The 22,073-nt window shown below is 60.4% G+C and carries 29 protein-coding genes; 27 read left to right on the plus strand and 2 right to left on the minus strand.

All coding sequences use genetic code 11. From position 1 onward, the window contains the following. The 26 genes from CAPSK01_RS07875 to CAPSK01_RS07995 form a co-directional block, all read left to right on the plus strand. A partial coding sequence (locus CAPSK01_RS07875; protein WP_273703296.1) for a hypothetical protein occupies positions 1–235 on the plus strand: 235 nt, incomplete at its 5' end. A 65-nt stretch (positions 236–300) separates the two neighbouring features. Further along, a complete protein-coding gene (locus CAPSK01_RS07880) occupies positions 301–1,167 on the plus strand; it encodes a DUF932 domain-containing protein (protein WP_273703297.1) in 867 nt (288 codons plus the stop codon). 57 nt (positions 1,168–1,224) lie between these two features. Further along, a complete protein-coding gene (locus tag CAPSK01_RS07885) occupies positions 1,225–1,863 on the plus strand; it encodes a hypothetical protein (protein ID WP_273703298.1) in 639 nt (212 codons plus the stop codon). A gap of 558 nt (positions 1,864–2,421) precedes the next feature. Further along, positions 2,422–2,847 (plus strand): hypothetical protein, encoded by a 426-nt coding sequence (locus tag CAPSK01_RS22300; RefSeq protein ID WP_273703299.1) that lies wholly within the window; start codon positions 2,422–2,424, stop codon positions 2,845–2,847. Beyond that, positions 2,844–4,025, plus strand: coding sequence for a DUF2800 domain-containing protein (locus tag CAPSK01_RS07895; RefSeq protein WP_034924731.1), 1,182 nt, complete (start codon positions 2,844–2,846; stop codon positions 4,023–4,025). Before CAPSK01_RS22300 ends, CAPSK01_RS07895 begins: the two co-directional genes overlap by 4 nt. Next, positions 4,022–4,600: an ssDNA-binding protein gene (locus CAPSK01_RS22305; RefSeq protein WP_273703300.1), complete on the plus strand. Its 579-nt coding sequence runs from the start codon at positions 4,022–4,024 to the stop codon at positions 4,598–4,600. The genes CAPSK01_RS07895 and CAPSK01_RS22305 overlap by 4 nt, the downstream gene beginning before the upstream one ends. 204 nt (positions 4,601–4,804) lie before the next feature. Then, positions 4,805–6,775: a DNA polymerase gene (locus CAPSK01_RS07905; protein ID WP_034924734.1), complete on the plus strand. Its 1,971-nt coding sequence runs from the start codon at positions 4,805–4,807 to the stop codon at positions 6,773–6,775. Further along, complete coding sequence (locus CAPSK01_RS07910) at positions 6,775–7,161, plus strand: hypothetical protein (protein WP_273703301.1); 387 nt, start codon at positions 6,775–6,777, stop codon at positions 7,159–7,161. The genes CAPSK01_RS07905 and CAPSK01_RS07910 overlap by 1 nt, the downstream gene beginning before the upstream one ends. After that, a complete protein-coding gene (locus tag CAPSK01_RS07915) occupies positions 7,145–7,333 on the plus strand; it encodes a helix-turn-helix domain-containing protein (protein WP_034924737.1) in 189 nt (62 codons plus the stop codon). The genes CAPSK01_RS07910 and CAPSK01_RS07915 overlap by 17 nt, the downstream gene beginning before the upstream one ends. A gap of 197 nt (positions 7,334–7,530) precedes the next feature. Next, entirely contained in the window at positions 7,531–8,163 is a 633-nt protein-coding gene (locus CAPSK01_RS22310; protein ID WP_273703302.1) for a hypothetical protein, read from the plus strand. Then, positions 8,160–8,717: a hypothetical protein gene (locus tag CAPSK01_RS07925; protein ID WP_034924739.1), complete on the plus strand. Its 558-nt coding sequence runs from the start codon at positions 8,160–8,162 to the stop codon at positions 8,715–8,717. Before CAPSK01_RS22310 ends, CAPSK01_RS07925 begins: the two co-directional genes overlap by 4 nt. A gap of 270 nt (positions 8,718–8,987) precedes the next feature. Continuing rightward, positions 8,988–9,491, plus strand: coding sequence for a hypothetical protein (locus tag CAPSK01_RS07930; protein ID WP_273703303.1), 504 nt, complete (start codon positions 8,988–8,990; stop codon positions 9,489–9,491). Next, positions 9,488–9,739: a hypothetical protein gene (locus CAPSK01_RS07935; RefSeq protein ID WP_034924742.1), complete on the plus strand. Its 252-nt coding sequence runs from the start codon at positions 9,488–9,490 to the stop codon at positions 9,737–9,739. Before CAPSK01_RS07930 ends, CAPSK01_RS07935 begins: the two co-directional genes overlap by 4 nt. A 59-nt stretch (positions 9,740–9,798) precedes the next feature. After that, entirely contained in the window at positions 9,799–10,419 is a 621-nt protein-coding gene (locus tag CAPSK01_RS07940) for a hypothetical protein (protein WP_034924744.1), read from the plus strand. Between the two features lie 575 nt (positions 10,420–10,994). Then, the gene (locus CAPSK01_RS07945; RefSeq protein ID WP_034924745.1) at positions 10,995–11,384 is read left to right on the plus strand and encodes a hypothetical protein; all 390 of its coding nucleotides are present in this window, start codon (positions 10,995–10,997) and stop codon (positions 11,382–11,384) included. Positions 11,385–11,402: 18 nt separating this feature from the next. After that, complete coding sequence (locus tag CAPSK01_RS07950; protein ID WP_034924748.1) at positions 11,403–11,618, plus strand: hypothetical protein; 216 nt, start codon at positions 11,403–11,405, stop codon at positions 11,616–11,618. Then, positions 11,618–11,923, plus strand: a complete 306-nt coding sequence (locus CAPSK01_RS07955; RefSeq protein ID WP_034924750.1) for a hypothetical protein — start codon at positions 11,618–11,620, stop codon at positions 11,921–11,923. The genes CAPSK01_RS07950 and CAPSK01_RS07955 overlap by 1 nt, the downstream gene beginning before the upstream one ends. A gap of 13 nt (positions 11,924–11,936) precedes the next feature. Continuing rightward, positions 11,937–12,407: a hypothetical protein gene (locus CAPSK01_RS07960; RefSeq protein ID WP_034924752.1), complete on the plus strand. Its 471-nt coding sequence runs from the start codon at positions 11,937–11,939 to the stop codon at positions 12,405–12,407. Continuing rightward, complete coding sequence (locus CAPSK01_RS07965; protein ID WP_273703304.1) at positions 12,404–12,766, plus strand: hypothetical protein; 363 nt, start codon at positions 12,404–12,406, stop codon at positions 12,764–12,766. The genes CAPSK01_RS07960 and CAPSK01_RS07965 overlap by 4 nt, the downstream gene beginning before the upstream one ends. 115 nt (positions 12,767–12,881) lie before the next feature. Further along, positions 12,882–13,256, plus strand: a complete 375-nt coding sequence (locus CAPSK01_RS07970; protein WP_034924755.1) for a hypothetical protein — start codon at positions 12,882–12,884, stop codon at positions 13,254–13,256. After that, positions 13,253–13,564, plus strand: a complete 312-nt coding sequence (locus tag CAPSK01_RS22315; protein WP_273703305.1) for a hypothetical protein — start codon at positions 13,253–13,255, stop codon at positions 13,562–13,564. Before CAPSK01_RS07970 ends, CAPSK01_RS22315 begins: the two co-directional genes overlap by 4 nt. A gap of 36 nt (positions 13,565–13,600) precedes the next feature. Further along, on the plus strand, positions 13,601–13,858 hold the full coding sequence (locus CAPSK01_RS07975; RefSeq protein ID WP_034924757.1) for a hypothetical protein: 258 nt from the start codon (positions 13,601–13,603) through the stop codon (positions 13,856–13,858). A gap of 68 nt (positions 13,859–13,926) precedes the next feature. Continuing rightward, the gene (locus CAPSK01_RS07980; RefSeq protein WP_034924760.1) at positions 13,927–14,175 is read left to right on the plus strand and encodes a hypothetical protein; all 249 of its coding nucleotides are present in this window, start codon (positions 13,927–13,929) and stop codon (positions 14,173–14,175) included. A gap of 90 nt (positions 14,176–14,265) precedes the next feature. Beyond that, complete coding sequence (locus CAPSK01_RS07985) at positions 14,266–14,523, plus strand: hypothetical protein (protein WP_034924762.1); 258 nt, start codon at positions 14,266–14,268, stop codon at positions 14,521–14,523. 107 nt (positions 14,524–14,630) lie between these two features. Continuing rightward, positions 14,631–14,906: a hypothetical protein gene (locus CAPSK01_RS07990; protein WP_273703306.1), complete on the plus strand. Its 276-nt coding sequence runs from the start codon at positions 14,631–14,633 to the stop codon at positions 14,904–14,906. A gap of 174 nt (positions 14,907–15,080) precedes the next feature. Then, positions 15,081–16,103 carry a site-specific integrase gene (locus CAPSK01_RS07995; protein WP_273703307.1) on the plus strand — a complete coding sequence of 341 codons (1,023 nt, stop codon included), beginning with the start codon at positions 15,081–15,083 and terminating at the stop codon, positions 16,101–16,103. 572 nt (positions 16,104–16,675) lie between these two features. Here the strand turns inward: CAPSK01_RS07995 and CAPSK01_RS08005 are convergent. Together CAPSK01_RS08005 and CAPSK01_RS08010 are read right to left on the minus strand one after the other, a co-directional pair. Beyond that, the gene (locus CAPSK01_RS08005; protein WP_034924772.1) at positions 16,676–17,029 is read right to left on the minus strand and encodes a hypothetical protein; all 354 of its coding nucleotides are present in this window, start codon (positions 17,027–17,029) and stop codon (positions 16,676–16,678) included. Beyond that, complete coding sequence (locus CAPSK01_RS08010) at positions 17,026–21,156, minus strand: LPD38 domain-containing protein (protein ID WP_273703308.1); 4,131 nt, start codon at positions 21,154–21,156, stop codon at positions 17,026–17,028. The genes CAPSK01_RS08005 and CAPSK01_RS08010 overlap by 4 nt, the downstream gene beginning before the upstream one ends. On the opposite strand from CAPSK01_RS08010, the gene CAPSK01_RS22320 reads away from it, so the two are divergent. Continuing rightward, on the plus strand, positions 21,145–22,073 hold a 929-nt coding region (locus CAPSK01_RS22320), incomplete at its 3' end, for a hypothetical protein (protein ID WP_273703309.1). The two genes, CAPSK01_RS08010 and CAPSK01_RS22320, sit on opposite strands and share 12 nt — an antisense overlap.

A 22,073-nucleotide genomic window follows, 5' to 3' on the forward strand; every position in this document is an offset into this window, starting at 1 on the left:
ATCAGCAAAACCAAAATCAGTTCAACCCGTGAATCAGGAGAATGAAATGAATGGCCCAGTTGTTCAAATCCAAGTCCGGAATGTCTACGGCAACGACTTGATCTACCCGATCAACGAAGCAGCCAAACGTTTCGCGGCCATCGCCGGGAAAAAGACCCTGGCCAGCAACGACCTCGCGAACATTCGCCTACTCGGCTTCACGGTCGAGCAGGTTCCCCAAAACGCCCTGCAGTAACTTGAACCAAAACCTGAGAATCTGAGAACCCGCGCACTCTACGCGTCACAACGAGGAGCTTCACCATGTATGCAACCCGTCACTATACCCCCTCCAGCAAGCAGACCACTTTCCGCAGCGACTCCCCTTTGAGCAATGACGACATCGCCCGGCACGCGCCGAGCGTCCTGGCCGTCGAGCCCCATGAATCCCGCGGAGTGCGCTACGCCTTCATCCCGACGATCAACGTGCTCGACGGGCTGCGCGCCGAGGGTTTCCAACCCTATGAGGTCCGCCAGACCCGCTGCCGCGACGAAGGCAAGCGCGAGCACACGAAGCACCTCGTTCGCCTGCGCCACCCGGATGCCGGGGCCATGACGTTCGGCGGCAAGGAGGTTCCCGAGATCGTGCTGTTGAACAGCCATGATGGGAGTTCCTCCTATCAGCTCATGTCCGGGCTGTTCCGCATGGTCTGCAGCAACGGTCTGATTGCTGGTGACATCTGCGACGACATCCGCATCCGTCACAGTGGCAACGTCGTGCAGGATGTGATCGAGGGCAGCTTCCGCGTGCTCGACAACATCAAGAGGGTCGGCGAGCGGGTCGAGGGGTACAGGGCGATTTCCCTTAGCCGTCCTGAACAACTCCTGCTGGCCGAAGCCGCCGCCGAAATCCGGTGGGGCAGCGACCCCGAGACCGGCAACAGCCTGGCACCCATCCACAGTTTCGACCAACTCAACCGGCCACGCCGGCGGGAGGACACCAAGACTGATCTCTGGACCACCTTCAACGTGATCCAGGAGAACGTGATCCAGGGGGGTCTGAGCGGCCGTAGTACCCGCGGTCGGCGGACCCGGACCTGCGAGGTTGGCGGGGTGAATGAAAACGTCCGCCTGAACAAGGCACTCTGGAAGCTGGCCGACGAATTCGCCAAGCTCAAGATGGCCGCCTGATCAACTCTCGAAACCCCGCCGATGAGGGTGGGGTTTTTCATTCAAGGGGGTAAAAACATGGAGCGTCAAATCATTGTCGATGCGAAATACATCGCGGCGCTGAAATTGTTCGCAGCGGTAAAGGATGTACGTGAGCGTCTGGTGGCGATATCAGTAGAGGCAAGTGCCAAGGAAGCCCGTCTGATGACCACCGATGGTCACCGAATGGCGATTGTTCGGGCGGGAGTTAATGGGGAGGCTTCCGACACTCAGGAGGTGCAAAAAGCGGTTATCCCCCTGGTGATGTTTGAACACATCAAACCTTTTGGGTCGGTGCTCATCAGTTTAGAAGCGCCTCTGGAAGAAGCAAATACGGGCTCATTATCTCGGAAAGTAAATATTAACTGGAACGGGATGACTAAAGAAGGCGTTTCGTTGGATGAATGTGGGGTTGACTGGCGCCGAGTGTTCCCCCGTGAAGTTTCCTTCAAAGCCGGGCACTTTGACCTGCGGTATCTGGGGGATTTGACCAAAGTGCAGAAACTTCTGGGGTTAAAAACCTCCCCCGTTCTCGCTCAAAACGGCCCGGAAAAAGCCGCTGTAGTCTTCTTTGGGGATGGCGATATCCAGGCTCTGGTAATGCCTATGCGTATCGATAACGATAGCCTCCCCGACACATTTGAATGGGTCCTTGATTCCCTCGAAACGGAAGACTAATCAACCCCCGAAACCCCGCCCTCACCAACGGGGTTTCTTCTTGTGAAGGATTGACATGGATATTTTTGACATTTCTGAGGGGCAGGATGGCGCTCGCGTTGAGAAAATCCCCCTAGCCCAGGCGCTGGAGATTCTCCGTGCGTCTCGTGGAGGCGCTACTCCGGTTGATGTCCCCGCTCCAGTAACAGAGAGTAACGATGAAGAATAGCTCGGACAGTGGAGCATTTCTCCCCGGTTTGTTGATCGTTCTGAGTTCATGGGGGGTCATCTTGTGGGCGATTCTGAGTGTCTGGCCAGATCCCGAGCCTACGGTGCCTTCCCTTGGTGACTGTATTCGATCAGGACATGTTGAGACCCCCCAAGGCCCGGTGTTCTGCACTCTTGTGGCAGAAAGGAAAGATTGATGAGAAAGCCCCCCGTGCCGGTTCCTGAACCGTCGTACCTAAAGTTCGGGAACCTACCTTGCTTTTCCATGTAACCACCTGACGGGTTAATGGCCCGCGGGACTCAGCTTTACAACATCGGGGCGTTCGCGCCCCATTTTTCTGGAGAAACAAAATGCAGTTCGATGTTAATGTCAATCTGGCCGCGAGCCCCGATTTGCTTGCCGCGATCAATAATCTGGCCGCTGCCTTCGCTGCCGAGAACACGATCACCCGTGCGGCCCGTAAGACTCCTGCCGCGAAGAAGGAAGAGGCGCCGGCCAGCACTGCCGAGGCGCCGGGAAAGTCTGTTTCGTCTGTGGCGCCCCCGCCAAGTACGAATACCCTGCCCTATTCCAGCCAGGAAACCGCTGGTTCTGCGACGAATGCCTCCCCTTCTGACAAGAAGCCGACGGTGGTCGAAGTCCGCGCGGCCCTGGCCGCTCTGGTCAAGACCAACCGGGAGAAAGCGATCGCGCTACTGGCCAAGTACGGTGCCGCGAGCGTATCTGCGCTCAAGGAGGAGCACTACAGTGCCGTGCTCGAAGAGGCCAAACAGTGAACGAACACGCGATTCTGAGCGCCAGCAGTGCCAGCCGCTGGCTAGCGTGCCCGCCCTCGGCAAGACTGGAAGAGAGCCTTCCCGAGACGGCATCCCCCTATGCCGAGGAGGGCACCCTGGCCCACGAAATGGCCAAGGTCGAACTCCAGAAGTACCTATTCAGAATATCTGCGACGGCCTACACAGAGGCTTGGACGGCTTTCCGGGCTGACTCGCGGGTGACCGAGGATTTCAAAGCTGCAGTCCACCTCTACGTTCAATCGGCGATCCAAAAGATCGAGCACGCGCGCCGCATCAACCGAGACGCCGAGATTTTTCTGGAACAACGGCTGGACTACAGCCGTGTGGTACCCGAGGGCTTCGGTACCGGGGACTTGGTCATTGTGTGCGATGGCATTCTTGAGGTCATCGATCTCAAGTTTGGGAAGGGGATAGTGGTTTCGCCGGTGGAGAACCCCCAGGCCAAGCTGTACGGCTTCGGTGCGCTGGAAGAAACCGGTCTGCTGTACGACATCCACACCATCAGGCTGACCATTCACCAGCCCCGACTATCCCCGGAGCCGGAGAGTTGGGACATCTCCCTCGAGGATTTGAGGGCATGGGCAGACAGTATCGCCCTTATCGCAAGGGCGGCATGGGCAGGGGATGGCGAATTCAATCCGGGTGACCACTGTCGTTTTTGTAAGGCCAAAGGGCAATGCCGGGCGCGTGCCGAAGCCAACCTGGACCTCGCGCAGCAAGAGTTCAAGCTGCCACACCTCCTGAGCGATGAAGACATCTCCCGGCTGTACGCCAAATTGGACCCACTCATCAAGTGGGCCAACGATGTCAAAGCTTACGCCCTGAAAGCCGCCTGCAACGGGCGCAAGTTCGCCGGCTGGAAACTCGTCCGTGGTCGGTCAAACCGACGCTACAAGGACCCCCAGGCGGCAGCAAAGGCCTTGATCGCCGCCGGCTTCCCTGGCGAAGCGATCTACCAACCCCCCGTCGAGCGCCAGTTGCTCGGCATCACTGAAATGGAGCGGCTGATCACGAAGAAGAAGTTCACCGAACTGCTCGAACCTTTCGTCGAGAAGCCCCCCGGCTCACTCACCCTGGTGGCTGCCAACGATAAGCGGCCGGAAGTGGAAGCCGACCAGGCTTCTGGATTTGACATCACTGAGGAAGTGGAAGAATGAAGAAACTGAACGAGGAGGGGACACTCGTCATCGTCCCCAACGTGCGGCTGTCGTACCTGAATGTGTTCAAGCCCCGCCTGAACACCTTGCGCAAGGCCATCGAGTTCTCAGCCACGTTGCTGATTCCCAAGACGCCTAATGCTTACTGCTTGGACCCCCTGACCACCTTGAAGGAACTCCGGGAAGTTGTCGAGTCGGCGCTCAAGGCCAAGTTCAAGGAGATCCCGAAGAAGTTCGAGCCCTGCCTCCTCGACGGGGATGTCGAGACCGACAACGACGGGGAGCCCAAGCACCCCGGTTATTTCTACATCTCCACCCGGTCGGCCGAGGAGTACCCGCCGGTGCTGATAGACGGCAAGCGCAAGCCCGTCCTGGAGGCCAAGGATTGGGTCTCCGGTGACTGGGGCAACGTCAAGCTCTCGTTCTACGGCTACGAGTTCGAGGGAAAGAAGGGCGTCAGCACCAGTCTCCGGGCGATTCAATTCACCCGCAAGGACGAGCCGTTCGGCACGTCGGCCGACCCCGAAACCGTTGCCAAGGAATTCGACGAAGTCGAAGAAGATTTTCTGGCCTGAACCTCCTGCCTCCCTGTTTTGGCCAGGGAGGCTTCCTCTGGCCACCTCGCCCAAAACAGCGGGCCAATACCGAATCAAGCCCGGCCTGATTCGGTATTGACTCATGCGCGGCATCCCCATACCGGGGGGCTTGTCCCGGCAAGAGAAGAAAGGAGCGCCTGTCACGGTCTGTCAAACCGGCCGCGCATCCCGATAAGGAGAACGATGCACACCTTGAACATCGACCTGGAGAGCTATTCTCCGGTGGACCTGAAAAAGACCGGCGTCTATCCCTACGCCGAGCATCCCGACTTCGAGATTCTCCTCTTCGGGTACAGCCTGGACGGCGGCCCCCGTGCCGTCATCGATCTGGCGCAGGGTGAAAGCATTCCGCCCGCTCTCGTTGAGGCGATATTCGACGAGGGTTTTCTCAAGACAGCGTTCAACGCCAACTTCGAGATCACCTGTTTGTCCCGGCATTTTGGCCGGCCATTGCCACCAGAGCAGTGGCAATGCACCAGCGTTCTAGCCTTGACCTTGGGGTTGCCTGGAAATCTTGCCCAGGTTGCCGAGGTCTGCAAGCTGCCGATGGACAAGCGGAAGATGGGGATCGGGTACAGCCTCATTCGCTACTTCTGCCTCCCCTGCAAACCGACAAAGGTCAACGGGGGCAGGACCCGGAACTTCCCCGCTCATGACCTTGGCCGGTGGCAACTCTTCAAGGACTACTGCGCGCAAGATGTCACCACCGAGATGGCGATACGGGAGAAACTGCTCCGCTGGGCGCCGAGTGCTGAGGAGCAGAACCTGTGGTTCCTCGACCAGAAAATCAACCGCCGCGGGTGGCTGATCGACAGCGATCTGGTCGATGCGGCGATCGCCGTCGACGCCACACTCAAAGCACGCGCCACCGCCGAATTCATGGCCCTCACCGGCATCTCCAAGGCGACACAGGTGGCCCGGCTCAAGACCTGGTTGTATGAAGAGCACGATGTCGAGACGGACTCGCTGGACAAGGAGTCCGTCAAGGCGATCCTCAAAGTGACGGACAACGACGCCGTGGAACGGGCACTGCAGCTCCGGCAGGAGCTCTCTCGATCGAGCGTCAGCAAGTATGCCGCGATGACCCGCAGCCAGTGCGCAGACGGGCGCATTCGTGGTCTGTTCCAGTTTTACGGGGCGAACCGCACCGGGCGTTGGGCCGGCCGAATCGTGCAGGCCCACAACCTGCCGAAGAGCGAACTGGTCCAGGAGGATTTAGCCCTCGCCAGGGGGTTGGTGAAGGACCAGGACCTTGATTCTCTCGCCCTGTTGTACGGGGACATCCCGAGTCTTCTCTCGCAACTGATCCGATCGGCCTTCGTGGCTCCCAAAGGAAAGCTGTTCGCCGTGGTGGACTTCTCGGCGATCGAGGCGCGCGTACTGGCCTGGTCGGCGCGCGAAGGTTGGCGCATGGAGGTGTTCTGTGGGCACGGGAAGATTTACGAGGCGTCGGCCGCGGAGATGTTCAAGGTGCCGATCGAATCGATTGGCAAGAAAAGCCCTCTCCGGCAAAAGGGAAAGATTGCCGAACTCGCCCTCGGTTATCACGGCGGGGTGGGCGCGCTCATCACGATGGGCGCGTTGAAGATGGGACTGCACATTGAAGAGTTGCAGCCGCTGGTGGATGCCTGGCGAGAGGCCAACCCCAACATCCTGTCGTTCGGCAGGCAAATGGAGATCGATGCCAAACGCTGCCTGCGGGATCACCTCCCACACGGCAACGACCGGTACGTGTTCAGGTATGAGTCCGGCATGTTGTTCATGGACCTGCCGTCCGGAAGATCACTCTGCTATGTCAAGCCGAGGATTGAGAAGTCCGAGATCACCGGCTACATGAACGTTACTTACGACGGCCAGGACCCGATAACCAAGCAGTGGAGTCGGACATCCACCTACGCCGGCAAGCTCCTGGAGAACCACACCCAGGCCGTTGCCCGAGATTGTCTCGCCGTCGCGATGACCAGGCTCGACGCCGCGGGATTCACGATCGTCGGGCACGTGCATGACGAGGTGATCCTGGAGGTCCCCGAAGACATCGCCGAAGCGGAGTTGCGGCGTGCCGAAGCAATCTTTGCCCAACCCATTCTTTGGGCTCCCGGATTACCCCTCACCGGCGACGGATTCACGTCGCCCTTCTATCGAAAGGATGCGTGATGAACAACCCCTCCCCTTTGGAGCCTGAAGGCGTGCGGGAACTGCCGAAGGCCGGATGGAGCCCGCCGAGCGCTCTCAGACAAGACCCTCTCAGACAAGACGACTATTTCAATCTGAGCAGCGTTCTCGATCGGGCCTGGAGACAGGCAGCAATAGGTAAAGGCGCCGTTCGTCACGGCCAGAGTCTCCCCTTCGAAGAACAGCCGATGTTGAGCATTAGCCGCCTCCTTGGAAGTCACGTGGGCCTCCTCTACCAAGCCATCAAGAAGGCCCAGGAGTCCCAGCGGCTGCCCACCGAGGTGGCCGTCAAGGAACTGCTGGGGGCGATCAACTACCTCGCCGGTGCGGTGATCTTCCTGGAGGAGAAACATGGCAAAGCGCCCTGATTACATCACTTCGGATGAGGTGGCAAACATGCTGCCGTTTTTCAGCCGGCGACACGTCATCGAGCGCATCACCCGCCAGCGGGACTTCCCTACCGCCCGACGAATCGCCAGCCGCCGGTTTTGGGACCGGGAAGAGGTTCTCCGGTGGCTTGATTCCAGGAAGGAGAAGTAAGTGGACTCCAGAACCCCTGAGATAGCGGGTTTGCGCCAACAAGTGGCGGAACTCAAGGAAGAAGTGGCTTCTTTACGGGCCTGCCTGGAAGCGTTGAAGGAGGAAACACGAATCCTTCGCAGGCAACAGGGGAACACCCTGTCACAGGATACCCACCATCAAGCAATCCGCGATCTGCGGACAGAAAGGTGCGCTACATGTTGATCAGCCATTGCGGCATCCAGAACCTGCTGGTTCAAGGTGTCGTGGTCGGGGCCAGGCCCGAGGCGGTGAATGCCGCCAGTTTGGACATCCATCTCGGGCGGTATCTGTTGGAAGAGATCCCTTGCAACAGCATTGAGGGTATTCCCCCTTACCGCGTCATCTCCTTGTCTCAGCGAGACCCCTTGACGATGCGCAAGGCCGATCTGGAGAAGAACGGCCCTTACCGCGTCATCTCCTTGTCTCAGCGAGACCCCTTGACGATGCGCAAGGTCGATCTGGAGAAGAACGGCCCTTACCTCCTGAAACCGGGCCACTTCATCCTGGCCCAGTCGGAGGAGATGTTCAACCTGCCCGACAACGTCAGCGCGGAGTACAAGCTCAAGTCCTCGATGGCCCGGATTGCGATCGACCACGCAAATGCCGGGTGGTGTGACGCCGGGTGGCACGGTTCCGTGCTCACCCTGGAACTGGTCAACAACTCCCGGCACCACGCGATCGTCCTGACTCAGGGCGACGGAATCGGACAGATGATTTTCTTCCAGCATGAGCCCGTCCCGGCACATGCCAGTTATGCCACCAAAGGCCGCTACAACGGCGACAAGTCAACCCAAGGAATTCGAGAATGAAAACTGCAATCGCCACCCTGCGCGGAATCTCTCCCTATTCGCAGAGCAAGCACTACACCACCGACAAGCTCCCGAAGGAGTTGCCCAAGGATTTCGAGGAGCGCACCTGGCGAGACCGGGTGCACGCCAACGAAGACGGAAACGTGTTCATCCCGCCGATGGCCTTCAAAAACTGCCTGTCTGACGCCGCCAAGTTTCTGTCCATCCAGATTCCAGGAAAGGGCAAGAGCACCTACACCAAGCACATCGAGGCCGGGGTTCTGGTCACCGATGCCCTGATCCTCCAGATCAAAAAGGACGAGGTCAAAGGCGAGTGGCTGTTCGTGCCCTCGGACGGGATCCGCGGCGGCGGCCGGCGCGTCGAGAAGTGCTTCCCGGTCATTCACCAATGGGGTGGCGACGTGACCTTCTACATCCTCGATGAAACCGTCACCGAGGACGTATTCAGGAACATCCTGGAACAAGCCGGCGCATTCGTCGGTATCGGTAGGTTTCGCCCCCGAAACAACGGAATTTATGGAAGGTTCAAGGTGGAGAAGCTGGTCTGGAATTAAAACCCGGCGTGGCGTGGCTTGGCTCGACGGGGCATGGCGAGGCGGGGCTTGGCAGGACCGGGCGCGGCAAGACGTGGCGAGACCGGGCTTGGCATGACAAGACAAGGGCATCACGCAGCTTTCAGCCTCCTCGTCGAGGGGGCTGTCGGATGCGAAAGCATCGCGGCTTGGCAGGACTAGACACTGTGACGCTCGGCGTGACTGGGCATGACAAAGCAAGACACGACGAGACAAGACAAGGCAAGGAACCCACAACACATGAGGACCAAAATGGACGAAGAAACACCGCTTTTCCGGCAGGGTAGCGACAGCGCTGCCCTGATCCGGTTTCTGAGCGACATCCCGGTGGGCGGCATGGCCACCTACGACCAACTGTCAGCGGAGATTGGCCGAGATATCCACCTCTTCTGGCATGTCCTGGAAACAGCGCGTAATCGGCTGGTCATCGACAAGCGAATCGTCTTCGATGTGGTGTTGATGGTAGGACTTCGGCGCCTGAGCGATGATGAGATCGTGGACCTGAGCGATCGGGCCAGGGACAAATCCCGCCGGCACGCCCGAAGAGTGGCCCGCAAGTTGGTTTGCGTAAATTACGACCAGCTTTCTCGCGAGAAGCAGACCAAGCACAACGCCGCACTCTCTTTGTTCGCTGCAATGACCGAGTTGGTCTCATCAGGGAGCCAGAAACGGCTCGAAGCCAAAGTGGAGCAGCAGGGCACTCAACTCCCCGCTGCTCGAGCAGCGATCGTGGCACTGGGGTGGGTGGAAAAATGACAGACAAAGACCTAGAAGACCTGGCGTACCGCTGGGACTGTGTGACCAAGGGCTATGCGAAGCTGACCTTCAAAGAAGCGCACGCCGATATGCAGGCGTTGCTTGCCGAAGTGCGCAAGGCCGGAGAATTGAGGCGCAGGATTGCCGAACTGGAGGCGCATGTGCGCAAGCGAAACAACGACATGCAGGAATTCGCCTGCGAAGTGGTAAGGCTGGCAAACCAGAAGTACGCGGACTTTGCGGCCTAACGCGGCCATCCGTAGGTGGTCCCGCTTGAGTGTTATGCAGCAACTTTTTTGGAGAAACGATGACCTTTGCAGACCAATTCACCGGTGACATTGCCCTGCACCAGATGCAGGTGATCCGCGACGACGGCGTGCACCGGCACCTAAGGTTCCAGCGGCCCGGCACGATGTGCATGCACTTCGATCTGCTGACATGGCCCGGCTACCTCTGCTACACGGGAGACATGGGCACCTACGTCTTCCGGCGCCTGCACGACATGTTTCGGTTCTTCCGGCGCGGCGAGAACCGCGGCCAGTACCACATTGACCTGCGGTACTGGGCCGAGAAGCTGGAGGCCGCCGACCGTTGTGACGGCGTGCGCAAGTGGACGCCCGAGAAGTTCAGGGCCGAGGTCCGCGACTACTTCGAGCAGCACACCAGCGACGACGAAGACTACCCCGCCGAGCGTCGAGCAGCGCTCTGGCAGGAGATCGACGAACAAGTGTGCGCCGCGGCAGACGACAGCGAGCACCACGCATGGGTGGCGTTGTGGGAGTTCGAGCACGACAGGTTCCGCTTCCAAGATTGGGAGCGCGACTGCAAGGTGTGGACGCACCGCTTCCTGTGGTGTTGCTACGCGCTGGAGTGGGCCATCGACACCTATGACGCGCAGAAGGCCGGAGCGCCGGCTGTTGCTACATAGCGAGCCACTTGAGTGACGGAGAAAAGTGATGACAACAACACTGCTGATGGAGCTGCCAAAGTGCTCGGAGCACGGGATATATATATGGTGCTGCGGCCACTGGCATGCCAGACGCCGGAGCAGAAATTCTGCGGAGCCTGGTACGACTGCCCGGCGTGTACGCAGACGGTGCTTTTCGAGAGCCATGAACTGCGCGCACAACTGGCAGAGATGCGAAATCGAGAACAAGCACAGGAAGAAAGGAAACGGACATGACAGGACGCATCAGTTTGGCATTGGCGACGATGGTGGCTATGACGGCAGGAGCAGGGATGGCTGGCGCGAGTAGGCCTATTACGGTCCGCAGTGATGACAGGCGATATGCCCCCGTGAGGCCGCCAAGAAATGAACCAGACAACCGAGGCCGGTGCACTGAGAAAGACGAGATTGCGCTGGCGAAGGCAGAGGCGAAGCGCCAGCGAAAAGCGGCGAAGCGTGGTGCAGCAAAAGCCGGCGGAGGCTGGACGGCGAGCAAGTGCGCGCAATGACGCCCAACGTGCGAGCTAACGCCGCCCAGCGCGGCGAATAGGAGCAACATGGAAGCAGACCAAGTAGCCCTCTGCGATGGGTCGGCGTTGAGCGAGGTGTTAGGCAACACCGCCCAGGCTGTTGACTGGGAGCAGCATCGCTGCAGCGACGGTGTGCTTTGCGAATTTAGACCGCGCGCCGAGTACAAAGGGCGACCAATAAAGCCGTGGATTGCGAAGAAGGCTGGCGCGCGATTTGTTTTGCGCACCATGTGGCTGATGGGCGAAGACGATTCTTACCCTGGCGAGTACGCACTTTCTACGGTTGACTCTTGTGGCGGCCTGATGAAACGCTTGGCATTGCTTGGGTGGCAAGCGACGATGTTGTTGTGTTGCCTAACGCTCAAGATCAGCCGAGTCGGCTGGAGCGCAGTTTTTAGGTCTGTATACGGAGCGTGAACAACTTGGAGAACAGATATGCCACTTCCACAACACCTGCGGCCCAAAACGTACTGGGAGAAGCGCGCCGATCTGATGGAGGAATCCACTTGGAGGCTCGCCATAATCATGGTCGAAGCACTGCCGCCGCAGTATGGCGCCCTGGTAAGCGACCACCTGCGCGAGTGGAACGACATGCTGGACAAACTGCGCGAAGAACACCCAGCAAACGGGGCCGAAGCGAAAGGACAGTGATGCTGATGAAACCACCGACCGTGCCGGCGAACTACGCCAACTCTCCAAGCTACGAAGACTTGGTGAACGCGCTGGAGCAGATCCGGCACGTCACCGCGCCGACGCCCGATGACGGCGGCCACCACGAGGCCGCGCACGACCTCGCTGACGCAATGCTGAAGCGCGCAAGCAGTACGAGGCGCAGCGCCGAGCCTTCGACACGCTGCCGGACGACTATGAGTGCCCGCACTGAGGCCGAACGCAAAGTTCAGCGGCCGTACTCGGTCCGCTGCAACGCAGAGTTAGAAGGCTACGGTCAACTGTAGAAAAGGACGAAAAATGGGATGGACGAAAAAATCACCGACCAAGCCTGGGTTTTACTACTGGCAAGGCGGACGACTGATCGGCGACCAAGTCGCCTTTGTACAGGTGTCCGCCTACAAAAACCAAGAGCTCTTTTTGCTTGCTCAAGAAATGTGCATTGGTGGCTACAAGAATGCACCGGCAGATGCCCCGGCAAAAGAATGGGGCGGGATATGGGCCGGACCACTCCCGCAGCCACGGGATGTTAATACGCCTTCTAACGCAGGGTTAGGCCCGCTGCTGGATAGCGAGGAAGACCCCGCGCGTCTGTGGGCAGAGATACACCTGCTGCGCGCCGCTGTGCAAGGCCCGGACGGGTATGCGACCTGGCAAGACGCTGCCACTGCCGAGCGCGTGCGCCGCGTGAAAGCCGAGAAGGCGCACCTTGCCAACGAAGCCGTGCCTTCTGTTGCCGCAGATGTATGGCCTAACGAGCAGAGCCGATGAACGCAAACGAATTCAAGGCGCAAGAGCGGGCAAAGAACGTTGCCAAGTTTGGGCGATGGGCATCCGCAAGGAAACGGGATGCGGCAGATCCGATGAAGCTGCTGTTTGAGCCGGCACCGCGAAATGAGCTTGAGGCTTTGCGGCATGGAAACGCGCTGGCAAACACCGGGAACTACCCGGTAGGCACAAGCGAATGCTTCAACGTCGGCATTTCCGGCGGATGTGGCCCGGAGTGCTTTGTGTACCTGAAGGGCAAATGCGGAGAGCCGCAAGAAATGCTGCCAGGTATGGATGCTGACGGTCTGAAGCTACATGCGGAGTTGTACGGGCCTAACAACCAGGGTAACCGGCCCGCGTAGGCGGGACGCCGTAGCGGGTCAACCGGACCCGCCTGTTAGGCCCCAACGCAAAAAAGATCACTTTTACAGCAACATTGAACGCAAAGTTGGGCGGCTCGTAACTACGGAGAGCAAGATGATTTGTGAACAGGACATGACCGATCAGCAGCACAAATTGTATGAGCTGATGAGCGGCATTAGCGAGGACTGCTACTGCGCTGGATGGTACATGGGCAACGAGTACCACATATGGGCCGCGCTGCAAGATGGCGACAGGGGCTATGGCATGGGAGAAATGGATGCCGAGCAACTGGGGAAGTGCCGAACGCTGGCGCTGGAACTCGACGGTTGGGTGATCTGGTACGACGACAATAACGACCCTGAATTGCCTGTTGAGGAATGGGGGCCGCGGTTCATTCCGATGGCTGAATGGCTAAAGATGGTGACGCCCAACGTGGAGTTCAGCGGCGAGCGTAGCGAGTCCGCTGGAACGCAGGGTTCGGCGGCATGAGGCTGACACCACTGCAGGCACGCATCGTCTCTGCGCTGTCTGCGACACCTACGCGACGGATGAGCTACTACGCGCTGGCTGCGCACCTCTGGCCTGTCGAGACGCACCCGCGAGCGTGGCGCTACAGCACCAATGGTGGCCCACCCGCGTGGGCGATGCCACTCGGTAAAGCGCTCCGAGTACTGAGAGCAGCCGGCGTGGCCTACGAGAGCAATGTGCCTGGCGGCGGCGCCGGGCATGGTGACGTGGTGCTGATGGCGCCGAACGACCAAGCTAAGGGGCGCGAGCATAGCGAGCGTCCCGCTTGAGCGCCGGGTTCGGCGCTCACAACCGAGGAGAAACCGATGGAAACAAGACAGCTTGCAGCGGCGCTGCGCAAAAAAGCAGCAGAGGTTCGCAACGTGGCATCGACCACGGAAGAAGAGGACAAGACGCTGCGCGATGCCGCGGACCTGCTAAGCGTGCTGGCGCATGTGGTGGATGGGAAGCCGCTGGCGAAAGCCTTCGGGTCGCCCGGAGACTGGGGCTACGAAACCGCGATTGGCGCGGCAATCGCAGCAGCGCCAGTGACGCCGAACAACCAGTGTAACCGGCCCGCGTAGGCGGGACGCCGTAGCGGGTCCGGTTGACCCGCCTGTTCGGCCTCTGGTGCCGAAGCGAAAGGACAGTGATGAGCACGATTATTTCCAGCGCGCCGATTGTGATTCTGAAGGCTCGCGGCGGTGTTGTAGTTTCGACCTACAGCAATGAGCTGGAGGCAGTGAAAGACATGCTTGATAACGGCTCTCTCGGCGGCCTTGGCTCTTGCTACGGTAGCGTTATGCACCTGGACGCGCTCATTCAAGTGGAGGAAGAGATTGCCAATGTGCGAATGGCCATCCAGCGGTTTACCGACGAAGACGCTGCTCCAGCCACTTGAGGCCTAACGCCCGAGCTAAGCGGGCCGCCGGAGGCGGGTCCGCTTGAGCGAGAGGTTCAACATCGCCGAGCCGCCACACGAGAGGAAGAAATGAGCAACATCATGCAAGACCTTCACGCCATCGGCCTCAACCCGTTCGCCGTGAAGCTGCTGGCCGAGTCCGTTTTGAAATCGCCCCTGGCGCCGATGACCGTAGGGAAGCCGCAAGGCTTCTTTTTCCCGATCCAGCGCAGCGACTGCCCGGGTTGGGTCGGCGCGCGAATCACGGTCGAAGCCGTCCCGGCCAACAGCGACGCGACTGTGCGGCTTGCGCCTCAGCCTGACGGCTCCATTGCCGTGCAGCCGTGATGCCGAACGCAGAAGTAACCGGCCTTGGCCGGTTGACTGCCATGTTAGGCCCGCCGTGGCCAAGAGAAAGGAACGCGATGGAACAATATATGGACACAGCGCGACAGATGGCCGCGCAGTGCTGGTGCGACGACGACACCAGCGGCATCGAGATGGACGTGCGACTGGCCGAGGCTGTTGCGCGGCGCATCGCGGCGTGGATGGACACGGCAGCGCAAGCCCAGCGCAACGCCGATTTCTATCGCGGCTTGGTGGATGAGTGCGCCAAGCACCTCGGCCAGCCCGCCTTCACGGCCGACGATGGCACGGTGCTACCGGACCCAGTGCTGCTGCGCGTGCCGGAACTGGTGCAAAAGCTGGTGCATGGGAGGAAAAAGATTTGAGAATGCGGAAATGAACAGCGAACCACTGATTCTGCTCGGCGAGGCCGCCGCATTGCTGCACGTCAGCGAGGATCACTTGGCTAGTCTCGCTCGGTCTGGCAATGTACCGGCAGCGAAGCCTGGCCGCCGGTGGGTTTTCCGGCGATCTGCGCTGCTGGCCTGGGTTGATGCCGGATGCCCGGCGAAGGAAAAACCATGTCCCTCTACCAAGTCAAAGGCTCGTCCGTCTGGTACGTCAGCATCACGCACGACGGATGCCGGGTTAGACACTCTACTGGCACAAGCGATCGGCGGGAAGCGCAGGAGTACCACGACAAGATCAGAGCAGAACTCTGGCGCGGCACTGCGCTTGGTGAGCGAAAAAAGGTAGATCGTACCTGGTCGGAAGCAGCCGAAGTCTGGATGCGCGCAGCGGCGCGTAGCCAGTCGGACGCCTATCGCCTGCGCTGGATCAGCGAACGCTGGCGCGGAAAGCGCCTGGCCGACATCGATGCAGACGCCTTCGACGCGCTTCTCGATGCGCGCGGCGATCTGTCAGCCGGCACGATCAATCGCTACATCGCGCAGATCGTCGCAATCATGAACGTCGCGCGCCGCCGCGGGTGGATCGACAAACTTCCGATATTGGATCGGCGACCAGAACCGCCTGGACGCATCGCGCGGATCACTGTCGCGCAGTGGCACGCGCTGCAGGACGCGCTGCCGACGCACCTACGGCAGATGGCTCGATTCGCGATTGCAACCGGGCTGCGCCGGCACAATGTCACCCACCTCGAGTGGCCGCAGATCGATTTGGATCGCGCCGTTGCGTTTGTCGATGCAGACGAGACGAAGTCGGGAAGCGCCATAGGCGTCCCGTTGAGCGACGAGGCGGTCGCGGTTCTGCGCGAGCAGGTCGGCGCCCACCCCGTCATCGTGTTCCCGTATCGCGGCAAGCCGGTATTCAAGACTTCGACGCGAGCGTGGCGTCATGCATGCGAGGCGGCCGGAGTGCCAGACCTGACGTGGCACGATCTGCGCCACATTTGGGCAAGCGCCCACATGATGGCCGGTACCAGCCTGGCCGAATTGCTCGCCCTCGGCGGCTGGAAAACTCCACGAATGGGCCTGCGGTACGCTCACTTGTCGCCAGAGCACCTAGCCGGCGTGGCAGGAAATTCGAGGCTGGTCGACGTCGAGAAGAAGCGCAAAGCGTGACATTTCGTCACGATTTGGGCATAGTCCAGACGGAGCCGTCAGAATTTCCACGATGATTCAAACGCATACGCTCGCCGTGTACCACCTTGACATGGTGGGGGTCGTTGGTTCGAGTCCAATCGCGCCTACCAAAATTCTTTGATGAATCAGGTAGATGGAAACCTTAAACGTCTGCTGTCCGGATAAAAATCGTGACCAAAAGCTGCTGGAATCGGTCACAGGAGGCATAAATCCGGCACTTCGTGTCACGATTTGGTCATAGTCAAAACAGCCGCCTACGGGCGGCTTTTTTTCCCGCCTGTACTTCTCACTTCTGCGCAGCGTCCAGCAGCCCCGCAGGACTCGATGCCATCCCCCCGGCAAGCACAGCGCCCAGAGCGATGATTTTCATTTTCGATTCTCCGGTGAGGATTTGTCAGGAAATGCGGCCCCGATGAGCCCGGCCAACAACAGCCCGCCGGTGACGATGGCCTCCTGCTGGTCCTGAGAGAGCATTGCCCCGCATGCCGTAGCAATCAGCACCAGCCCGCGCCACGTCGAAGGCTCTAGCGCCCTGGAGATGAGGTAATCTCTCATAGCTTCAAATGATCCTTTGCCCACATTGCGGCGCCGATGAGTGCCGCAATGATCGGGATCGAGAACTTGAAGGCGGCGATCATCAGTTTGCTTCCCCGCCACAGAAGGATCAGCTCGTCGATCGCCGCCTTGGTCTCGCGCTCCTCGGCCACGTGAGAAATAACCGAGTCGTGCGTCGATCGAGCAAGCTCATGCGTGCCTCTGGCCAGCTCCTCGATTCGGTCTAGCCTTCCGTGCAGTACCGCCGCCTCGCCCTGCCATGAGCGCCTGTCTTCCCCGTCGTATCCTTTCCGGGTGGCGTTCGCCTGGTCATCCTCCTCGCTGGAGTGGGGGAAAGACTTGGCGCTCATGGTCCAGCCCTTCCGCCGATCAGACCGACCTCTTTATTGAAATTGCGCATGACGACGGCCATTTTCTCGTTGATCTCCCGGACCTTGGAAACTTCGTCCGGCCCGCCCTTCGTCACCACGTCATGCCGAGCTTTCCGTAGCGCGGCCACCTGCCGCTCAGCCACGTTTCCTCGCGCGGCGAGCGAGATGGCGCCCGGATGGTCGGCAAGATAGTCGGCCACGGAGATCCCTGCCCTCACCCGTCCCTTGATCTCGTTCTGGGCTTCGTTGGCCTTCGTGACGTTCTCGTAGAACTTCTCCGACTGTCCGGAGTGGCCGGCGGTGCTGCCGTACAACCGCCCGATTAGCGGAATCTTGTAGGGCGGCAACTCTTCGCCGGTGAATGGCGCCGCCGCCGTGGATGCCACCTTGCCCGCTTCGCGCCCGATGCCGCCGGTCAGTTGCCCAATCACGTAGTCGATCTGATCGGGCGTCGGCGACCAGCCGCCCGGCGTGTATTCGGTGCCGCCGGTGATGGCGTTGATCGCATCCGCAAGTCCCTTCGCCCAGGGCGTGGCCGAGTCCTTCGACCTCTGCAGGCCAGGCTTCGGATCAAGGCTGTTGCGGTTCTCGATGAATATCGGTTTGCCAGTCCAGTCCTTGTTCTGCGCCAGCGCCACGAACGGATCGAGGACGGTGGGCGCCGCAATCTGCAGGGCCGGCGACGATCCGCCCATCGGGTTGAACGCATCGGCCAGAACCTGGAACAACGCCACCATTTGCTTGCCGGCCGTTTTGTCCTTGTAGACCGCCATCTCGACCGCCAGACGACCGATGTTCGGCAGGAACTGGAAGCCGAGCGGCATCGGGATGGAAAGGTAGGCGTCTTTCCCGGTTGGGATGACGATGGATCGCTCCTTGACGAACTCCGGAATCTTCTCCCACTCGTCGTCCTCGTCGCCGGCGCCACCCATCATGGCAATCCCGAGTAGGGCATTCACGACGCCGAGCAGCACCCCGCCGGCCAGGATCTTCCGTCCCGCCGGCCCGGAAAGCGTCTGCGCCATGCGCGTCGTGCCCTGCACCGCGGCATTGAAGAAGGCATACAGCGCGCCCAGCTCGCGCGTCTGCCGCCCCTTGCGGTTGAAGTTGACCGTCAGGTTCTTGGCCAGACTCGCCGCGCGTTCCTTGCTCATCCCGTTATCGATCGCCGCCTTGTAAGCCGCCAGGCGGGTAGCGTTTTCCATCGCCTCGTTATAGTCGGATAGCCAGTCTGCAACGGCGTGCGCCGCCTGGCTCACCTTGCCGCGATCGAGCGCCTGCAACTCGCTCAGCAGGGACTTGCTGCGCGATTCCGCATCGAGGAACAGATCCCGGTATCCTGTGGTGCCCCCGACGCGGTTGAATTCCTCGAAGAGCGTGGCCCAAGCGCCGGTCTTCGGCATGCGCCCCTTATTCTTCAGCACTTCCTTGAGGATGCTCAGGGTGTCCGTCATCACTTCCTTCTGCTTCCCGGCCAGTTCGGTCGTCGAGAGGTTCAATGCCGCTTCCTGCGTGTCCCGCATCAGGTTGATGACGCCAAAAATCGGGTTGTACTGCGTGTTGATGCTCGCAAAGTAGCGCGTCATCTTGCCGACCACGGGAATCAGGTAGTGCAGGTCGTCGACGTCCAGATTCTTTAGCGCCTGCGCCATCCGCAACGCCTGCGGGTTGTGTTCGTTCATCGCGATGGCCACGTCCTTGCCGGCAATGCGCAGCAGGAGGACGTTTGGACGAGTCTTGTAGAGCGGATCGGGTACGGTCTTCACGAATCCGGTCGCCTTGTCGATAGTATCGATCGTCGGCACATCGCCGACCTTCCACACGTCCGCCAGCGGATTCTGGCGCGCCATCAGGTAGAGCTTGCGCATCACGTGGTTCTTCTCGCCGCGGGTCAGCGCCGCCTCGCGCTGCATGGCGATGTGTCCAAGGATGTTCGTCACACTCTGGTTGCTGCCGGTGCGACGCTTTGCCGCGTCGCCTTTGACGCTGAACCCCTGACCGATCGGATGATTGACACTATCCGGGTGCGCCTCGTCGCGGTGAAGCGGGATGTAGTACTGATAGGTCTTGCGCCAGGTATCGAGGCTCTCGCGGCTCATCAGGCCGTAGCTCTGAAGAAGTTGCAGCGTTCCCTCGTTGAGGGCGTCAACGCGGGCCGCAAGCGCGTCCAGGTTGGCGCGCCGCTCCGGCGTCAGTCCGTTCATGATCGCCGCCGCGGCTGCGTCGGACAGGCCGGACAGGGAACGGCGTTCCTCCTCGGTCCCGCGGAACGCCTGCGCGCCGTTCCACTGCAGCAACTCGCCGCGCGCGTCGTTCAGCGCCTGTTCGAGGGCGACGGTAGCCGCCCCTTTCGCATTGGCGCTCTGCAAGCGCTGCTCCAGGTTGCGCACCCGCGTTGTCGATTTCTGCTGCCCGGCGTCGATCTCCGCCTGATTCGGATTGCGCTTCGCCATCTCGGCATTTGCTTCCGGAGCGTGGCGAGCATGGAGGAAGGTTTCGAGATCCTGCACGCCTACGCTTCGGGCCTTCATTTCGGCAAGGAGCGGGCGCAATTCAGCCTTCAAGAATTCCTCCGTCCGGTGCGCAAGGCGCTTGTGGTACAGCTCCTCGCCCAGGTAGGCGTCGTTCATGTCGGTAATCGTGCCGCCAATCGACTGGATGTGTTCCCGCAGGCGCTTCAGGTCGACGTATTTGTCCTGCAGCTCGTAGATGATCTTGTCGAGGTTCTTCGGCGAGAGGATTTCGGCGGCTTTCGCCTTGGCGCGCTGCCAGGCGTTGCGGACAGGCGCGCCGCTTGGCCCGTTGTACCAGTCTGATGCCGCGCTGAAGCGGATGTCGCCAGAGGATTGATCCGACTCCCATTGGTCGACTTGCGACGCCAGCGGTTCGCCGTTGGCGTCGACGGCCCTGGACGCCTTGACTTTGCGCAGGGAGAGCATAAAATTCCAGATAGCCCCGTGCCGTGCGCCTTGTGGCTCAGCCTTCCCAGATGAAGACGCGGCAGAGGAATTGAACGCACTATCGGGGCTTTCTTCCCTTAGCACGACTTCATGCACGTACATCCGATGCATGTTTTGGTCGATCCGAACCTCCACGAGCTCGCGATATGTCTTTTCGCCAATGGCGACAGGAGCTGCGATGACGTATGCATCAGGTTTGTTGGCCACTTTCGGAAGCTGCCCAAGAACCACGCCATTCTCAAGAACTTTGGGCACGAGGTAGAAGGCGTTCGCCTTGCTTCTACTCAGGCCGTGCCCGATTGAAAAGCTCGCTGCGGTTTCATCAAGGACGATGCGGCCCAGGTCAGGATTGACCACCCCCCCGCCGTGCTCATCGGCCCAATACTTTCCAACCCACTGAGCGAGCAGCTTAAGTTTTGGAAATACGGGGACCTCATCCCCGCTCATCATTGCAATTGGCTTTCCAGTGTCCAGCCACTCCAGCTTTGCGGCAGACTCCCAATCCCCGAACCACGCCTTGAATTCCGGCGTCCTGACCTGTTGCCACTGATGTTCGTTGAGGTTGGAAGGGTTGCCGTTCGGGGCTAGGCGGGCTTCGGAGTTGAACCGAACCGCCTCCGTCCCGCTGGCCAGCGCCGCGTTCTCCCGCATCAACTCCGCCCCTGCCGTCAGCGCCCGATCAAGGGCCGTTTCCTGCCCTGCCGTCCGCAGCCCGAGAACACGCGACACCAGACGCACGAACCACTGCCACGCACTCTTCAGTATCGACCCTGCCGGCGCCGGGACGCTTCTCAGCGCCTCCTGAAACCTCGGGTTGCTGAAGGCTTCGGCGACGAACTCATCCAGGCTCGACATGCCGTACTGACCGCGGAGCCTTCCCGATCGCTGCACGTGCAGGAAGAGCCTGCGCATCCGCATGGCCGACACCCCGCCACTGGCGATGGCCTTCAGCGTCGCGGCGTGCACCAACTCATGCAGGATGTGCCGCTCGGCCTCGCGCGGCGTGAAGAGCGCCACCGTATCGGTGCGCGGGTTGTAGGCGGCCGCGTACCGCTGCGCCCGCGAGGTATTGCCAAATTGCCACCCGCCTTGACTGTCGAGCGTAATCGTCGATGAAACGCCGATGCGCGCGAGATGGGTCGCCAAGAGGCGATTGAATGGCCGGCGGCTGGCCTTGCCGATGAACGAGAGAATTTCGGCAGATGTCCTGCCCTCTTGGGCCATGTCGTAGAGGGATCGATCAGCGATGGTGGCCTGAGCGTTGGCGGCGACGTTGTGGCGGATGTCGGAGTTGTACGGGGAGAACTGCCCGGTGTTTCCAGTGGCGGATTTGATCTGTTCGGGCTTGAAGGCGACGACATTCCAGCCATCCCATTCGTCGCCGCGCTCTCGGCGAACGATGATTCCGTCGTGTGGCTTTCCGGCGCGGCGCGCTCCGGAGATCTTGTCGAACAGCGGCCCGCTGTGCAGATCGACCTCGATCGACGCCGCCGGGTGCTTGGTATCCACGATCAGAGGATTCAGCAGGCGCACATAGGTCTGCATCACGTTGCCGCCATCGCGCATCTGTTCACCGAGTTTGTTGCTCGCGTAAATGATGGCCTCGCTCGGCCGCGTCGTGAAGTGGTAGCCGATGCTGTAAGAGAATCGCGACTTTATCTTGTCCTTATCGAAGAAATAGAGGTCAGCGTCGGTCCCGTGATAAACCACCAACGGCCTTCCGTTGGCGTCGACCACCTTGCTCTCCCCGAACCACCTCCAGAAATTCCGAGTCCCTTCCTCGGACCAGTGGATCGGCTTCCCGTTGCTGTTCAGCACCGGGCGCTCGACGCCGTCTACCATCAACGTTGTAGTTCCTGGCTTCAGTGGGGTATAGGCAACTTCTCGACCGTCGAACGGGTTTCCACTTCTCATGTCGTGGCGCATGAACGCCGGGTCCGAGTAATGCCAGGCCGTTGTCAGCATCGACGGCGCCGCGCCCTCGCGCAACTTCGCGAAGGTCGACACCACCAGATCCCGCGCCCCGCCTTGTGCGGCGTACCCGCGCCAGGCTTGCGCCGCCG

Origin of the sequence: Candidatus Accumulibacter vicinus (assembly GCF_000584955.1) — a bacterium.
GTDB classification, from domain to species: domain Bacteria; phylum Pseudomonadota; class Gammaproteobacteria; order Burkholderiales; family Rhodocyclaceae; genus Accumulibacter; species Accumulibacter vicinus.

What these genes read in the sequence shown, in the direction of transcription:
- CAPSK01_RS07880 (WP_273703297.1), top strand. Translation starts at nt 301, where the DNA reads ATGTATGCAACCCGTCACTATACCCCCTCCAGCAAGCAGACCACTTTC.
- CAPSK01_RS07885 (WP_273703298.1), top strand. Translation starts at nt 1,225, where the DNA reads ATGGAGCGTCAAATCATTGTCGATGCGAAATACATCGCGGCGCTGAAA.
- CAPSK01_RS22300 (WP_273703299.1), top strand. Translation starts at nt 2,422, where the DNA reads ATGCAGTTCGATGTTAATGTCAATCTGGCCGCGAGCCCCGATTTGCTT.
- CAPSK01_RS22305 (WP_273703300.1), top strand. Translation starts at nt 4,022, where the DNA reads ATGAAGAAACTGAACGAGGAGGGGACACTCGTCATCGTCCCCAACGTG.
- CAPSK01_RS07905 (WP_034924734.1), top strand. Translation starts at nt 4,805, where the DNA reads ATGCACACCTTGAACATCGACCTGGAGAGCTATTCTCCGGTGGACCTG.
- CAPSK01_RS07910 (WP_273703301.1), top strand. Translation starts at nt 6,775, where the DNA reads ATGAACAACCCCTCCCCTTTGGAGCCTGAAGGCGTGCGGGAACTGCCG.
- CAPSK01_RS07915 (WP_034924737.1), top strand. Translation starts at nt 7,145, where the DNA reads ATGGCAAAGCGCCCTGATTACATCACTTCGGATGAGGTGGCAAACATG.
- CAPSK01_RS22310 (WP_273703302.1), top strand. Translation starts at nt 7,531, where the DNA reads ATGTTGATCAGCCATTGCGGCATCCAGAACCTGCTGGTTCAAGGTGTC.
- CAPSK01_RS07925 (WP_034924739.1), top strand. Translation starts at nt 8,160, where the DNA reads ATGAAAACTGCAATCGCCACCCTGCGCGGAATCTCTCCCTATTCGCAG.
- CAPSK01_RS07930 (WP_273703303.1), top strand. Translation starts at nt 8,988, where the DNA reads ATGGACGAAGAAACACCGCTTTTCCGGCAGGGTAGCGACAGCGCTGCC.
- CAPSK01_RS07935 (WP_034924742.1), top strand. Translation starts at nt 9,488, where the DNA reads ATGACAGACAAAGACCTAGAAGACCTGGCGTACCGCTGGGACTGTGTG.
- CAPSK01_RS07940 (WP_034924744.1), top strand. Translation starts at nt 9,799, where the DNA reads ATGACCTTTGCAGACCAATTCACCGGTGACATTGCCCTGCACCAGATG.
- CAPSK01_RS07945 (WP_034924745.1), top strand. Translation starts at nt 10,995, where the DNA reads ATGGAAGCAGACCAAGTAGCCCTCTGCGATGGGTCGGCGTTGAGCGAG.
- CAPSK01_RS07950 (WP_034924748.1), top strand. Translation starts at nt 11,403, where the DNA reads ATGCCACTTCCACAACACCTGCGGCCCAAAACGTACTGGGAGAAGCGC.
- CAPSK01_RS07955 (WP_034924750.1), top strand. Translation starts at nt 11,618, where the DNA reads ATGCTGATGAAACCACCGACCGTGCCGGCGAACTACGCCAACTCTCCA.
- CAPSK01_RS07960 (WP_034924752.1), top strand. Translation starts at nt 11,937, where the DNA reads ATGGGATGGACGAAAAAATCACCGACCAAGCCTGGGTTTTACTACTGG.
- CAPSK01_RS07965 (WP_273703304.1), top strand. Translation starts at nt 12,404, where the DNA reads ATGAACGCAAACGAATTCAAGGCGCAAGAGCGGGCAAAGAACGTTGCC.
- CAPSK01_RS07970 (WP_034924755.1), top strand. Translation starts at nt 12,882, where the DNA reads ATGATTTGTGAACAGGACATGACCGATCAGCAGCACAAATTGTATGAG.
- CAPSK01_RS22315 (WP_273703305.1), top strand. Translation starts at nt 13,253, where the DNA reads ATGAGGCTGACACCACTGCAGGCACGCATCGTCTCTGCGCTGTCTGCG.
- CAPSK01_RS07975 (WP_034924757.1), top strand. Translation starts at nt 13,601, where the DNA reads ATGGAAACAAGACAGCTTGCAGCGGCGCTGCGCAAAAAAGCAGCAGAG.
- CAPSK01_RS07980 (WP_034924760.1), top strand. Translation starts at nt 13,927, where the DNA reads ATGAGCACGATTATTTCCAGCGCGCCGATTGTGATTCTGAAGGCTCGC.
- CAPSK01_RS07985 (WP_034924762.1), top strand. Translation starts at nt 14,266, where the DNA reads ATGAGCAACATCATGCAAGACCTTCACGCCATCGGCCTCAACCCGTTC.
- CAPSK01_RS07990 (WP_273703306.1), top strand. Translation starts at nt 14,631, where the DNA reads ATGGCCGCGCAGTGCTGGTGCGACGACGACACCAGCGGCATCGAGATG.
- CAPSK01_RS07995 (WP_273703307.1), top strand. Translation starts at nt 15,081, where the DNA reads ATGCCCGGCGAAGGAAAAACCATGTCCCTCTACCAAGTCAAAGGCTCG.
- CAPSK01_RS08005 (WP_034924772.1), bottom strand. Translation starts at nt 17,029, where the DNA reads ATGAGCGCCAAGTCTTTCCCCCACTCCAGCGAGGAGGATGACCAGGCG.